This is a genomic window from Labilibaculum euxinicum, from assembly GCF_009795715.1.
In the GTDB taxonomy this organism is placed as follows: domain Bacteria; phylum Bacteroidota; class Bacteroidia; order Bacteroidales; family Marinifilaceae; genus Labilibaculum; species Labilibaculum euxinus.
Map to the genome: position 1 here is coordinate 136,081 of NZ_WTCR01000009.1, position 12,778 is coordinate 148,858.

Here is a 12,778-nt window from a genome sequence, read left to right on the forward strand (position 1 = left end):
ATGGCTTTTGTAACTTTAGATATTAAGAAATTAAAATCAAACTTTGATTATCTTGATTCTCTTTTTAAAAAAAATGGAATTGAATGGTCAATTGTGTCGAAAATGTTGTGTGGTAATAAAGAATTTTTAACCGAATTGTTAAAGTTCGATTTTACTCAGATATGTGATTCCCGGGTTTCCAACTTAAAAGTGATCAAATCGATCAATCCCAACATTGAAACCATTTACATTAAGCCTCCGGCAAAACGCTCAATTTCGAGTGTGGTGAAGTATGCCGATATTAGTGTAAATACAGAGTTTGAGACCATTAAGCTTTTGTCAGAAGAAGCCAAAAAGCAGAAAAAAACTCACAAAATCATCATAATGATTGAGTTGGGAGAACTTCGAGAAGGAGTTTTGGGCGAAGATTTCATTGCTTTTTACGAAAGTGTTTTTAGGCTGGATAATATTCAGGTGATTGGAATTGGTGCAAATCTGTCTTGTTTGTACGGTGTTTTACCAAATCACGACAAATTAATTCAGTTGAGCCTGTACGAACAGTTGATTGAAGCAAAATTCAATAAGCAAATTCCTTATGTATCAGGAGGTTCCTCGGTAACTATTCCACTTATCTTTCAAAATTTACTGCCGAAAGGAATTAATCATTTTAGGGTTGGAGAAACTTTATTTTTAGGAACAGATGTTTACAACAATACAAAATTCGAAAAAATGCATTCTGATGTATTTCGTCTGTACTCAGAAATAATAGAATTGATTGAAAAGCCGACTGTCCCAATGGGTGAATTTGGGACAAATTTAGAAGGGGACAGTTATGAAATTGATAAAACGAATATTGGAGAAACCTCGTACAGGGCAATAGTTGATTTAGGATTGCTTGATGTTGAGGTGAGTCATCTCGAATTGGTTGATAAGAGCTTAAAAATTTCAGGAGCAAGTTCCGATATGATTGTAATTGATCTGGACGATAACAAAAATAAATACAAAGAGGGTGATTTGATTGAGTTTGACATGGATTACATGGGAATACTTAGGATTCTAAACTCAAGATATATCGAAAAAAGAGTGAAGACTGTCGCGAACAAAAAAGCCTGTGTACTATAAGGTTTTCTCAAGTCTTGGGCCATTTCGTGAGTTTACAGTTCGTTGATTATTAATTGGAGATACTCGCTTCAATAAGCTTGCATTAAATGCAAATTAGTTATTTTTGTCCTGAAAATGAGTTTTGTCGATTAGATTTACAATGAATGGATTATAAAAATATTATTGTTAAGATTAGAAGGATTATTCGATCTATTAATTTAGAATCAAAGAAAACCCAAAAGGATCACGGAGTAAGTATTCCGCAGATACTATGTTTGGAATGTCTTAAGAATTCTCCTAACTATCAGGCAACTCAAAAATCGATAAGAGATCAGCTGAATCTTAATTCCAGCACCATTACAGGTATAATAAGTCGATTGGAAAAGAAGGGAATGCTGGCCCGCCTTCCGAAAGCTGGAGATCGAAGAACTACTTTGATTGCACTAACCTCTACGGGTGATAATCTTTTAAAGGCAACTCCGGATTTACTGCAGCAACGTCTGGCTTTAAAACTAAAAAAAATATCCGATGAGGAGCTGGAACTAATCGGTAAATCGTTGGATATATTGGTTAATATGCTCGAAATAGAAGACTTGGAAGCTTCTCCCTTGCTAACTGCAGAGGATGTCATTCAGGAAGAGGTTAAATTGGAGAATTTAGATGATGAAATATTATAAAATTAGTATCTGCTAAAGAATAAAAAGGACTTTTCGAAATGGAAAGTCTTTTTTGATTAAGCGTTGCACCTGCTTAGTCGATATTCATCAATTTTTTGGAGCATTAAATCCCGGAAAGTTTCCAAATCTGTTTTTCGTTTGTGAAGAAAGGAAAAACGGAAAGGAGCATGTTTTTCTATTTTCAGAATAAAATCGTCGCTGAAATCTTCCTGATTTTCGAAAATTGAGACTAAAAACAACAAAGCAAAACTCTTTTTAATCAAACTTTGAAAAGATATTTCATCAGGATATAAATTGCTTACGCTTTGCTGAAATGTTTTGCCTAGAAAATAAGTTTTACAAATTAACTTGTCCAAATTTCCGTAAGGTAGCTTTCTTGAAAAACAAGTCATAACTCCATCCAGATAATCTTGTCGGGCATCCTGTAAATCGTCTAAAATCTGAAGAAAAGCGCCGTATTCATATAAAAAATGCAATTGCTTTTCGTCTAAATTGCCTAGCACCAAATAACCATCAGCAATTACCGAGCTGGCACCTTTGCTGATACAGATCTTAAAGGTTTCTTCTTCAGAAAGCATAGGTTTATCGCTTACCAATGCAAGACTTTGAGTTTGGGCATCGTGAATGGCAAGCAGACTATGATAGACTTCAGGGTAATTTTCCCGATCGAACTCAGATTCAATCATTTCTACTAAATCGTAAATTTGCTGTTCTGTGCCGGATTCCGATTTTACAGATTCTCCTTCCAACCGCAAAGCAAATCGTTGGCAAAAATTGATTTTTTCTTCCTTATTAATGCTTGCATCATCAATTAGATTGTCGGTGTATGGATACAAAAGGCTGTAGGCCAAAAGCGAAGGTGTAATTTTGATTTCTTTTCCAAAAAATGATTGCAGGCCAAGCATGATCCACACATTTCGTAATGCCTGAAAAATTTCAGTATTGCCCAAATTCGGATCGAAAAGCCATGCTTTTTGAATAAAATCTTTCGTGGCATCGAGCATTTCATCGGAAAATATAAGTTCAAGTTGATCAGAGGAGTACGATAAAGCTTCTTTGAAAAATATTTGTGTTTTTCGCAGTATTTCCAATTTGTTGGGCTGTTCAAAACTTGCTTCATTTTGCACAAACTTTATAAAGCGATCGAATTTTGATTCCCATATTCGTTTTTCTAAATAGGAAAATCGTTTTCCTGTTGCAGGAAAATGCTCCGGACAATTCTTCCAGATGCTAATGAATTGGTCTTGGATCTTGTTATAAAGTTCTGATTGATTGATCATGATGAAAGAGAATAATCAGTTGTTGTGAATAGTAGTTCGTTATTTTTTTAATGGCTGATAACCAGAGTAATTTAGCTGGTAGATATCTCAATGTAAAAGTTTAAAAATTAAGCATATTGTAAATCAATCTAATACTTTACACCTAAAATCTAACGATCTATTGTGAATACAAGTTGAAAAAAATACCTGAGATTGTAAATTAAAATCGTTTAATCGGACTTATTACCCGTCAAAACAGACTTTTGTATTGATGTTGTAGAATAGATGTTATTGCATTGATAGTGATGTATGTTTTTTTTACTTTGCTTAACTCAAATCATATTCGGTTTGAAGCAACTTAAAAACAAATTATAAACGGATGAAATTTTCTATACTGGAACCAATTGGAATAACGGCTTGTAAATACGAACAGTTAAAGCAGGAGTTTGCAGTGCTTGGGCACGAATTGATCTTTTTTACCGATCGGAATGAAAATGAGCAGGAGTTAATAAAGCGTGCCGAAGGTGCCGATGCTGTTGTTGTCAGCAATATTCCAATTACAAAAGCTTTTTTAGATGCCTGTCCTAATCTTTCAATGATTTCGGTTGCTTTTACCGGTGTCGATCATATCGATATGGAAATATGCCGGGAGAGAAATATTCTGGTGAGCAACGCCGCCGGCTTTTCAACCGAATCGGTTGCAGAATTAGTCATTGGTATGATTTTATCGGTGTACAGAAAGATTGTTTCCGGCGATTCGATTACCCGCTTTGGTGGAGACCGGGCCGGCTTTTTAGGAACGGAACTGAATGGCAAGACTATTGGTATTGTAGGAGCCGGCGCAATTGGCCTTAGGGTGGCCGAGATTGCAAAAGTTTTTAACTGCAGACTAATTGCATACAATCGAAGTAAAAAGACCGTAGAAGGCGTTGAATTTGTTGATATGCCTACTTTATTAAAAGAATCGGATGTTGTTTCACTTCATGTTCCGCTAACAAATGCAACCAAAGGACTTATTGGCAAAGAAGAATTCAAGCAAATGAAGCCTACAGCCATTTTAATTAATACAGCCCGCGGGCCGGTTGTCGACAGTGATGCTCTTTGTGAAGCATTGGAAAATGGTGAAATTGCAGGAGCTGCTGTGGATGTTTACGAAAAAGAGCCGCCTTTGGATAAAGAACATATTCTGTTTACAGCTCCCAACTTAATCATGTTGCCTCATTTGGCATTCGCCACCAATGAATCGTTTAGTAAGCGGGTTGATATTGTGATGGAAAACATCCGTTTGTGGTTACAAGGAAAACCAAGAAACATTATGAATTAGATAAGCTAAATACATAAAGGTGAAAAGAGAAAGTGTCCGGTTTTTTGGGGCTTTCTCCTTTTTAATTTCTACCTATTTTATCGAATAATTTTTATCAATTCCGTAGTACTGTTCAGTTTTCCTTTTTTGTTGTAGGATTCACTGCGGATGGTTCCAATGTCTTTTACGATCCAGGCAATGTTGTGCAATTGTACATTTACAAAGCCAACTTTACTTTTCACATCTTCCGATACTTTGTAGCATGTAAATGTACCGGCAGGAGTTGTTACGTCTTCAAGAGCCTCAACTTTTCGATTCACAATATTGGTGGTCATGTTCATATTCATCATCCCTGCTCCAATTTCAAGCGATATTGAGCCATCGTTTAGTTCCAAACCAGGATAAAGCTTAGGAGGATAAATCAAATCGTCCGTAGTAATTTTAACCTCCATATCTTTAAAGCCTTCCATTTGTTTCTGATTCAGGTATTTTTCCATATCGATGTAAAAAACATTGTCTTTACATCGGAAACTAATTGTGTCTTGTGTAATTATTTTGTTTGAATCTTTAGGATCCATATAGGTTTGCAGCAATTCGAATGTTGTTTCTCCACCGCGTTCCTTTACTGATAGCATTTTTTGCGTGTAAATGCCATCTACTTTGCCTTTTGCATTGGTGATCTGGTAATGAAGTTCGGTACCTACTTGGTTGGGAATGTACAGGGTGCATTCTTGCGAGAAAGCAAGCATACTTGTAAGACCGATAAGGAATATCAAGCTAATTAATTTTTTCATGGAATAATTGTCTCGACTATTCATGTGGTTTGAATAGTCATGGTTTTAAAGTGCTTAGGCAAGAATTGTCTGTCAGACAATTAAAAAAGAGAGTAAGGTTTCGAATACATATCATACGCTTGTAAAAATAATGAATAAAGTAGATTCAATTTAGTAATTCTACTAGGAACGAAAAAATATAATTTATTGTTGAAGTGTTGGGGGATGGAATCGAATTAGAAATCAGATGAATTTAATTTTTTGATGCTGTGATGATTCAACTTTCTATCCTTAACAAGTAGGGGAGTAACCAGAGCTTTCGATTTGGCATTAAAAATCATATCATGCCCAAGGCATAAGCCCATCATAATATTTAGTTCAGTGTTTTTTTCTTCTAAATAGTGCGCTTGTCCTGCCGGATTGCAAGTTATTCCTTTGTAATTAGGCACTAAATCTGAGAAAGGTATTTTTCCTAGTTTGCAATTCACTTGTTCAACGGTAAAGCCTTCTATCTCAAGAAGAGTTCGTAGTTGCTTGGCTTCTTTGTTAAATGTGGTACAATGTGCAATTCCAATTGTTTTAATATTGGATATTTTGGCATATTCTATAATTTCCTGAATCCGATCGTTATTCCGATTTAAGGTATCTGCCGCACTTTTCATGATCGAAATATCTTTGCGGGAATATAAATCTTTATCATCCATTTTTAGCTGTTATTTAAGGAATTGCACATTGCTTTTAAGAAGTCTTGGTTTATTTATGCTGGGAGCTTTACCATTAAAATAAGCTATATTTTAAATGGATAAAACGCATCATGTCTTCCACTTCTAATGATACTTCTTCAATGATATTTTCAATTTCTCCTCCAAATATTTTTCCCATTATTGCACCATTCATGGTCGATATAAATACTTGGCCGTCGGCTTTTTCGTAAACAGCAAATGATTTTGGCATCATATTTCCAATTTTTTTCCGATTGTCTTCCTTTAGCATTCTCTCCGAAAATTTTGCATGGCAATATTTTATAATAGCATACTTGCCAATTCCTTTTCCGCCATTGTCGATTATTTCTTTGTTCTGATCAATAGTATTGGTTACATGCCAGCCTTCCTTTGCGTTTATTCTGTTTGTTATTACTTCTACAGATTTTTCAAAGTTGTATGGACTTTTAAATTCTTTGATCATCATTTCTCCAGAAGAGATACTTAGAGTGATTCCTGTAAATAGGATTCCAAGCGTGAAGCCTAGTAGAATGGATGCGATTATCGTTATATTTTTCATTCGTGTAATTATTAAAATAAAATATTATTCTTCGTTGATGCATATTTCACCTTGTCTGATTTTTTCACCTGTTTTATAGGCAACAAAACTAATTGTGAGAATCGCTATTGTGATAAAAAAGAAGGACAAGTATTTAAAAACAGCTTGATGTGAAATTTGAAAAGCAACCACCGAAGCTATGGTAATGGCCATTAGTGGAAAAGTGAAAGCCCACCACGATATAAAAAATTCAAGTTTCTTAAAGCTTTTGTGTAACACGAGGAGCAATACGGCAAAGAAATAAGAAATCAGCAACAAAAAAATTGCAAATGCGTCCCAACTTTGTGCTATTCGGATGTATGCAATAAAACCAATTGCTGGTGGTGCAATAAGAATGAACAAGGTAGGAACAAATTTTTGTGGAAGCTGATGGTGAAAAATGGCACGGTTTAAGAAAATCGTAAATAAGATGATCCAAAAGAAAAATCCAACTCCAAAGTAGAAGAAGGAGAATAGTTTTGGCAGGTACTCAACACCAGCAATTGGAATCAGCATATTACCAACTATTGGGATAAACCAAGCTGGATTCATAAATTGTATTTCAAAATTATTTTGTATCCAATAGGCTACAGTGTGAAGCATTAATATCGTATGCACAATGGTTCCAATCCACCAAAAACTCATGGATAAAAAGGGCCAAAAACTCATAAATGCAATGGATAACAAAAGAATAGAAATAGAGAAGGCTGAAAAAAAATTAATCCGAATACGATGATTAAAATCTATTCGTACTTCTTCGAAATGCCTAACCGCTTTTAATGCATACAGTATGGATATTCCTAAAAAAATAAACAGCGTACAAAACAGTAGAATTTCATAGAATATTTTGGGCAACCATTGCATGTGGTGAAATTTGCCAAATACAATACTTAGTCCAGCAAGTCCCATAACAATAGCATAGGCTGTTATTGGGAAATATTTTAATTTCTCTTTCATGCGGTATCAGTAAATATTTGTTGCTAACAGCACTAGCGTGCAGGACTCTTCTGTTTTTATTCCTCGAGAATTTAGCTGTGTTGCGAAGGCAGTATTTTCAGTACCTGGATTAAAAATTACTCTACGTGGATGTAACGAGATGATATATTCGTAATAGGAAACTTGATTTTTTGCCGCTACATACATAGTAACTGTATCAACATCAGTATAAGGAGTTTGCTCCTTTACAATTTTACGATGGAATAGCATTCCTGCTTTATTTCCAATCATATAAATATCGTGTCCGTTCTCTAATAATTTATCTGCGGCTTTATAGGAGTAACGCTCTGGATTTAAGCTGGCTCCAATTATTAAGGTTTTGTTTTTCATTGGTAATTATTAATTATTATTGCGTTATTTTATAGTAGTTTTTAAGGCTCCCGGATTGATGGAAAAAAGTCTGTATTCTGGAGGATTAATCTCTAGCTCGTCGGCTATCCATTTAATATGTTTCGATAGAATTTCAAAAACATTTTCCGAATTACAATTATGAATAGCTACAGGAATAAAATGTTTATTAATTAGGGTAATATTTCGTCCAAATTGTAGGGATACCAATATTTGAACATGATTCTTTTCTAGGAGTTTAATAATTGCATCTCCTTTTTTTATGGAGCCATGAATTTGTTTCTCATCCATGTCTTTATACTTATTTATTTGATGAGAAACCAAACTAAAGGATTCGTTAGAATATTCATAGATTAGATATTTATCTACATCACCAAAATGTTTTGCTTCAAATTTATTGGTTTGGCTAACCGCAAAGGCAAATATTATTTTGTAATTATTCATAGTGTATAGAGATTGTTATCCTTATTTATTCTTGATAAATTTACCAAGGCAAAAATAGTAGGAGTCTCAAGCGAAAACAAGTAACAGGAAATGGAGTATTCTGGATTTAGAATTGAAATTTGATAACTTTTTTGCAACGAGATAATAATTCTCTTTTCATTCGTGATATTCTTTTTTTAACGATTAGGTACATTTATAGCGAATAAACACTAAAACATAATGACTTTTAATTCGATTGATAATAACAAAGAAAATAACGAGATAAATATCGATTGTTTTCAAAATCTGGGACTTACAGATTTAAAAATCATTAATGAAAAGAAAAAACAAGTTAAGTTTTTTAAGGATGAAACTGTATTTAAGCAAGGAGCATTTGCCCCACATGTGTTGTTTGTAAATCAAGGATTAGTGCGAGTTTACCTTCAGACAAATAAGAACAAGCAAATAAATATTCGTTTGGCTAAAAAGGGTGATTTAATTGCTTTTTCTTCCATTTTTGGGAAAGACACATATCTTTATTCTGCAATTGCTTTAAAAGATTCGAATATTTGTATCATAGATAAGCAGGCTTTAAAAGAGTTATTATTGAGAAATCCTGAATTTGCAATGGAAATAAATTCTAAGAATTGCCATAATGAAAATAGGTATATTGATATTATTCAAAACATCTCCTACAAACAGATGAGAGGGAAATTAGCTTCTGCTTTGTTATATTTATCTTCGGAGATATTTATTAATGAAAATGTTTATGAATATTTAACTCGCCAAAATATTGCTGATTTTGCATCCATAAGTGTGGAAAGTGCAGTTAAATTTATTAAAGAGTTTGAGAAAGAAGGCATAATTTCCTTAGATGGGAAAAAAATTGTAATCACCAATAAAAAAGTACTGGAAGAAATTAATAGGAGAGGTTAATTTTATGGTTAAATAGGGGGTAAAGTATTCTTATTTAATCGTTTAGCTTATTTAAATTTATAAAAACGAATCATTTTATCTGATAAAGAGTAAAGAGATGGAATTAAAAATTAATGATTATCCTTTTGGGGCAAGACCAGAAGTAACTAAGCCTAATAAGGATCTTTTAAAGTATTTGGGGGAAAGTGGAATTCGAAACTTAGTCGACGATCATTATGAAATGTTGAGAGAAAGTAAGTTTAGTCCTTTGTTTCCTCAGGATAAAGATGAGTTTGAAGCGGCAAAACTTCGTTCATCCGATTTTTTTATTCAGGTTTTAGGCGGACCAGAGTATTTTAATCAGAACAGGGGAGCTCCCATGTTGGTTAAAAGGCATGCAAATTTTAAAATAACAAGAGAAGCACGTCAGGTTTGGATGCAGTGCTACCAAAAGCTTTTGCCCGAGCTGGATGTACCTGAAGAATTAATCCTTTCTTACTGGAATTATCTGGATGTATTTTCGAGCTGGATGGTGAATTCGGAGGAATAAGGATCAGGAACCAAGGAAAAAAGTTTTAATGTGTCGTTTAGAGATAAAAAAAGCTGTTGAAATTGAATTCAACAGCTTTTTTTTTGGATATATATTTTGATCTTAGATAATCAACATTGCGTCACCATAAGTTCCAAAACGATATTTTTCTTTGATTGCTTCCTGATAAGCAGCCATTACTTTATCGTATCCTCCAAATGCACAAACCATCATCAGTAAGGTTGAAAGCGGCAAATGGAAATTGGTAACCATGCTGTCAGGAACACTGAAATCGTAAGGAGGAAAAATAAATTTATTGGTCCACCCTTCGAATGGCTTTAATGTTCCCTGAGTTGATACTGAGGTTTCTAAAGTACGAACAACAGTTGTACCAACAGCACAAATATTTTTCTTCTTTTTCTTTCCACTGTTTACCTTTTTCACGGCCAAATCGTTAATTTCGATTTGTTCCGAATCCATTTTGTGTTTGGTTAAATCTTCAACATCCACAGTTCTGAAGTTACCCAAACCAACATGTAAAGTAACCTCTGCAAAATCAACTCCTTTAATTTCTAAACGCTTCATTAGCTCACGGCTAAAGTGCATACCTGCAGTAGGTGCGGCAACAGCTCCTTCATGTTTTGCAAAAATTGTTTGGTAACGTTCTGCATCTTCAGGTTCTACTGCACGGTCTATAAATTTAGGAAGAGGAGTTTCTCCTAATCCGTAAAGTGCCTTTTTAAAATCTTCGTAAGGGCCATCGTATAAGAAACGAAGAGTTCTTCCCCTTGAAGTTGTATTGTCGATTACCTCAGCAACCAATAAATCATCATCGCCAAAATACAATTTGTTACCGATTCTGATTTTACGGGCAGGATCAACTAAAACATCCCATAATCTTTGCTCGCGATTTAATTCTCTTAGCAAAAATACTTCGATTTCAGCGCCTGTTTTTTCTTTGTTGCCATACAAACGAGCAGGAAAAACTTTTGTATTGTTGAAAACCATAACATCTTCATTATCAAAATAATCAATAAGATCTTTGAAGATTTTATGCTCGATTTTACCTGTATCTTTGTGAAGCACCAATAAGCGAGATTCATCTCTATTGTAGGCTGGATGTAAAGCAATAAGTTCGGTTGGTAATTTGTACTTAAACTTCGATAACTTCATAATGCTGAATGACTTTTATATTGGATTTTTGTTGATAGGCGATAGCAAAGCTTTCCCTTTTACGAAAAGACCGCAAGATAGTTATAAATTTTCTAAGAATTTTATAAAATCTTCAATTTCAAGGGCATCGTTGATATGAAAATCGCCGATTCTAGTTCTTTCAAGAGCAGTTAAATGTGCGCCGCTATTTAGTTTTTGGCCAATATCTCGGGCAAGAGCTCTAATGTAGGTTCCTTTACTGCAAATAACTCTTATTTTTAAGATGTCCTTTTCAAACTCAAGAACTTCTATTTCATCAATTGCCAGCGTTTTCTTTTTTATCTCAATTTCCTGTCCTTTTCGGGCATATTCGTAAGCTCTTTTCCCGTTTACTTTTACTGCAGAATAGTCAGGTGGTCTTTGTTGTATTTCGCCAATAAAACTTTTTAAGATGTCATCAATCAGATCTTTAGTGATGTGTTCGGTAGGGTAAATCTGATCAATTTCTGTCTCCAAATCAAAAGAAGGAGTGGTTTCTCCTAATTTTAGTGTGGCAATGTACTCTTTAACCTGCGATTGATAGCTGTCTATTTTTTTTGTGTATTTCCCAACGCAAACAATCAACAATCCTGTGGCTAAAGGATCAAGTGTTCCTGCATGTCCGACTTTTACTTTTTTGTAATGAAACTTGTGCTTGATTTTATGCTTTATCTTGTTTACTAAATCAAACGAAGTCCATTCGTAAGGCTTATTAAAAAGAAGTAAAGCGCCTTCTTGAAAATCATTATCGGTTTCAAATTGAATCATTTAGAATCGGATTTAACGGGAATGCCTTATTTTGTAATTAGGCTGCAAAAATAGCAATTAGTCCGATAATCAGGCAATAAATTGCAAAATAGATTAATTTCCCTCTTTTCACCAATTTAATCATCCAGCTGCAAGCCAGTAATCCCGAAAGGAAAGCGGCAATAAAACCGACTAGTAACGGCATTAATTCAACCGATCCTTGTGAAGTATATGTTCCTTTAAAAACACTTAGAATGTTTTCCCCAATTATGGGAACTAAAACCATTAAAAACGAGAATTTGGCTACTTCAGCTTTTTTGTTTTTTAAAAGCAGTCCGGTTGCAATGGTTGCTCCCGATCTCGAAATTCCGGGAAGTACAGCAACTGTTTGAGCAATACCTATAATAAAGGCATCTTTGAATGAAATTTCTTTTTCTTTTTGTTTTGCATAGTATGTAAATGCAAGAAACGCAGCCGTTACTAAAAGCATAAACCCTACCATCAGCAAGATTTTATCAGTATTGAAAATTTCTTCCACCTGATCTTTAAAAAACACGCCTACAATTCCGATTGGAATCATAGAGACTGCAATTTTAGCAATATACTGTGTCGATTCATTCCACTGAAAACTAAAAAGACCTTTTAAAAGTTCAAGAATATCTTTTCGAAATACAATTATGGTACTTAAAACTGTTGCACCGTGCACAACCACTGTAAATACTAAATTATTTTCGGCATGAATACCTAATAAGGCCTTGCCGATTTCTAAATGACCACTGCTGCTTACCGGCAAAAATTCAGTTAATCCTTGCAGTAAGCCTAAAAGTAAGGCTTCAATCCAGTTCATATTATTAAAAAGAAATATTTTCGGTTAGTTAACCGAAAAAATACATAAAAGGAGATATTTATTGTTCTTTCGGCTTTTTCATGATGGCGTAGATTTCGAAAGCAAAACCAAATAACACCACCATTGGAGCTAAAGTAATTCTTCGAAAACTAAAGATACTTTCATCGAATACGTTTGGATCATCCGATCCACCGCCCATCATTAGTAAGAATCCTACTATAATAATAACAAACCCAATAACGATAAGTTTGTAGTTTTCTTTTGAAAGAGCAAAATCCAGTTTTTTATCTTGTTTGTTCATGTTCTCAAATTTTGTCGGTTTTGACAATTAGATGCCAAATTTACAATAAACTAATTAAAGTGCCTAGAGGTAAACGTGCCTAAAGTTCCT

16 protein-coding genes are annotated in these 12,778 nt (G+C 34.2%); 5 read left to right on the top strand and 11 right to left on the bottom strand.

What is annotated here, in order from left to right:
- Both GQR60_RS13245 and GQR60_RS13250 read left to right on the top strand, forming a co-directional pair.
- Nucleotides 1–1,101: an alanine racemase gene (locus tag GQR60_RS13245; protein ID WP_124993387.1), complete on the top strand. Its 1,101-nt coding sequence runs from the start codon at nucleotides 1–3 to the stop codon at nucleotides 1,099–1,101.
- A gap of 143 nt (nucleotides 1,102–1,244) precedes the next feature.
- The gene (locus GQR60_RS13250; protein WP_124993388.1) at nucleotides 1,245–1,757 is read left to right on the top strand and encodes a MarR family winged helix-turn-helix transcriptional regulator; all 513 of its coding nucleotides are present in this window, start codon (nucleotides 1,245–1,247) and stop codon (nucleotides 1,755–1,757) included.
- 56 nt (nucleotides 1,758–1,813) lie between these two features.
- Here GQR60_RS13250 and GQR60_RS13255 read toward each other — a convergent pair whose 3' ends face one another.
- Complete coding sequence (locus tag GQR60_RS13255; protein WP_124993389.1) at nucleotides 1,814–3,037, bottom strand: class 1 isoprenoid biosynthesis enzyme; 1,224 nt, start codon at nucleotides 3,035–3,037, stop codon at nucleotides 1,814–1,816.
- Nucleotides 3,038–3,395: 358 nt separating this feature from the next.
- On the opposite strand from GQR60_RS13255, the gene GQR60_RS13260 reads away from it, so the two are divergent.
- Nucleotides 3,396–4,340, top strand: a complete 945-nt coding sequence (locus GQR60_RS13260; protein ID WP_124993390.1) for an NAD(P)-dependent oxidoreductase — start codon at nucleotides 3,396–3,398, stop codon at nucleotides 4,338–4,340.
- Between the two features lie 77 nt (nucleotides 4,341–4,417).
- Here GQR60_RS13260 and GQR60_RS13265 read toward each other — a convergent pair whose 3' ends face one another.
- From GQR60_RS13265 to GQR60_RS13290, 6 genes are all read right to left on the bottom strand, one after another.
- On the bottom strand, nucleotides 4,418–5,113 hold the full coding sequence (locus GQR60_RS13265) for a TapB family protein (protein ID WP_124993391.1): 696 nt from the start codon (nucleotides 5,111–5,113) through the stop codon (nucleotides 4,418–4,420).
- Between the two features lie 215 nt (nucleotides 5,114–5,328).
- Nucleotides 5,329–5,796 (bottom strand): DUF1847 domain-containing protein, encoded by a 468-nt coding sequence (locus GQR60_RS13270; protein ID WP_124993392.1) that lies wholly within the window; start codon nucleotides 5,794–5,796, stop codon nucleotides 5,329–5,331.
- 73 nt (nucleotides 5,797–5,869) lie between these two features.
- Nucleotides 5,870–6,373: a DUF302 domain-containing protein gene (locus GQR60_RS13275; protein WP_124993393.1), complete on the bottom strand. Its 504-nt coding sequence runs from the start codon at nucleotides 6,371–6,373 to the stop codon at nucleotides 5,870–5,872.
- 24 nt (nucleotides 6,374–6,397) lie between these two features.
- On the bottom strand, nucleotides 6,398–7,348 hold the full coding sequence (locus GQR60_RS13280) for an SLAC1 anion channel family protein (RefSeq protein WP_124993394.1): 951 nt from the start codon (nucleotides 7,346–7,348) through the stop codon (nucleotides 6,398–6,400).
- A gap of 6 nt (nucleotides 7,349–7,354) precedes the next feature.
- Nucleotides 7,355–7,717 carry a CoA-binding protein gene (locus GQR60_RS13285; protein WP_124993395.1) on the bottom strand — a complete coding sequence of 121 codons (363 nt, stop codon included), beginning with the start codon at nucleotides 7,715–7,717 and terminating at the stop codon, nucleotides 7,355–7,357.
- A gap of 24 nt (nucleotides 7,718–7,741) precedes the next feature.
- Nucleotides 7,742–8,179 carry a NifB/NifX family molybdenum-iron cluster-binding protein gene (locus GQR60_RS13290; protein ID WP_124993396.1) on the bottom strand — a complete coding sequence of 146 codons (438 nt, stop codon included), beginning with the start codon at nucleotides 8,177–8,179 and terminating at the stop codon, nucleotides 7,742–7,744.
- 219 nt (nucleotides 8,180–8,398) lie between these two features.
- On the opposite strand from GQR60_RS13290, the gene GQR60_RS13295 reads away from it, so the two are divergent.
- Both GQR60_RS13295 and GQR60_RS13300 read left to right on the top strand, forming a co-directional pair.
- Complete coding sequence (locus GQR60_RS13295; RefSeq protein WP_124993397.1) at nucleotides 8,399–9,094, top strand: Crp/Fnr family transcriptional regulator; 696 nt, start codon at nucleotides 8,399–8,401, stop codon at nucleotides 9,092–9,094.
- A 97-nt stretch (nucleotides 9,095–9,191) separates the two neighbouring features.
- On the top strand, nucleotides 9,192–9,623 hold the full coding sequence (locus GQR60_RS13300; RefSeq protein WP_124993398.1) for a globin domain-containing protein: 432 nt from the start codon (nucleotides 9,192–9,194) through the stop codon (nucleotides 9,621–9,623).
- 102 nt (nucleotides 9,624–9,725) lie between these two features.
- Here the strand turns inward: GQR60_RS13300 and queA are convergent, their stop codons facing one another.
- The 4 genes from queA to GQR60_RS13320 all read right to left on the bottom strand — a co-directional run bounded on the left by queA (nucleotide 9,726) and on the right by GQR60_RS13320 (nucleotide 12,688).
- Nucleotides 9,726–10,775, bottom strand: a complete 1,050-nt coding sequence (queA, locus tag GQR60_RS13305; protein WP_124993399.1) for a tRNA preQ1(34) S-adenosylmethionine ribosyltransferase-isomerase QueA — start codon at nucleotides 10,773–10,775, stop codon at nucleotides 9,726–9,728.
- 81 nt (nucleotides 10,776–10,856) lie between these two features.
- Entirely contained in the window at nucleotides 10,857–11,561 is a 705-nt protein-coding gene (truB, locus tag GQR60_RS13310; protein ID WP_124993400.1) for a tRNA pseudouridine(55) synthase TruB, read from the bottom strand.
- A gap of 37 nt (nucleotides 11,562–11,598) precedes the next feature.
- The gene (locus tag GQR60_RS13315; RefSeq protein WP_124993401.1) at nucleotides 11,599–12,387 is read right to left on the bottom strand and encodes an undecaprenyl-diphosphate phosphatase; all 789 of its coding nucleotides are present in this window, start codon (nucleotides 12,385–12,387) and stop codon (nucleotides 11,599–11,601) included.
- Nucleotides 12,388–12,445: 58 nt separating this feature from the next.
- On the bottom strand, nucleotides 12,446–12,688 hold the full coding sequence (locus tag GQR60_RS13320; protein WP_101309750.1) for a DUF3098 domain-containing protein: 243 nt from the start codon (nucleotides 12,686–12,688) through the stop codon (nucleotides 12,446–12,448).
- Between the last annotated feature and the right edge of the window lie 90 nt (nucleotides 12,689–12,778).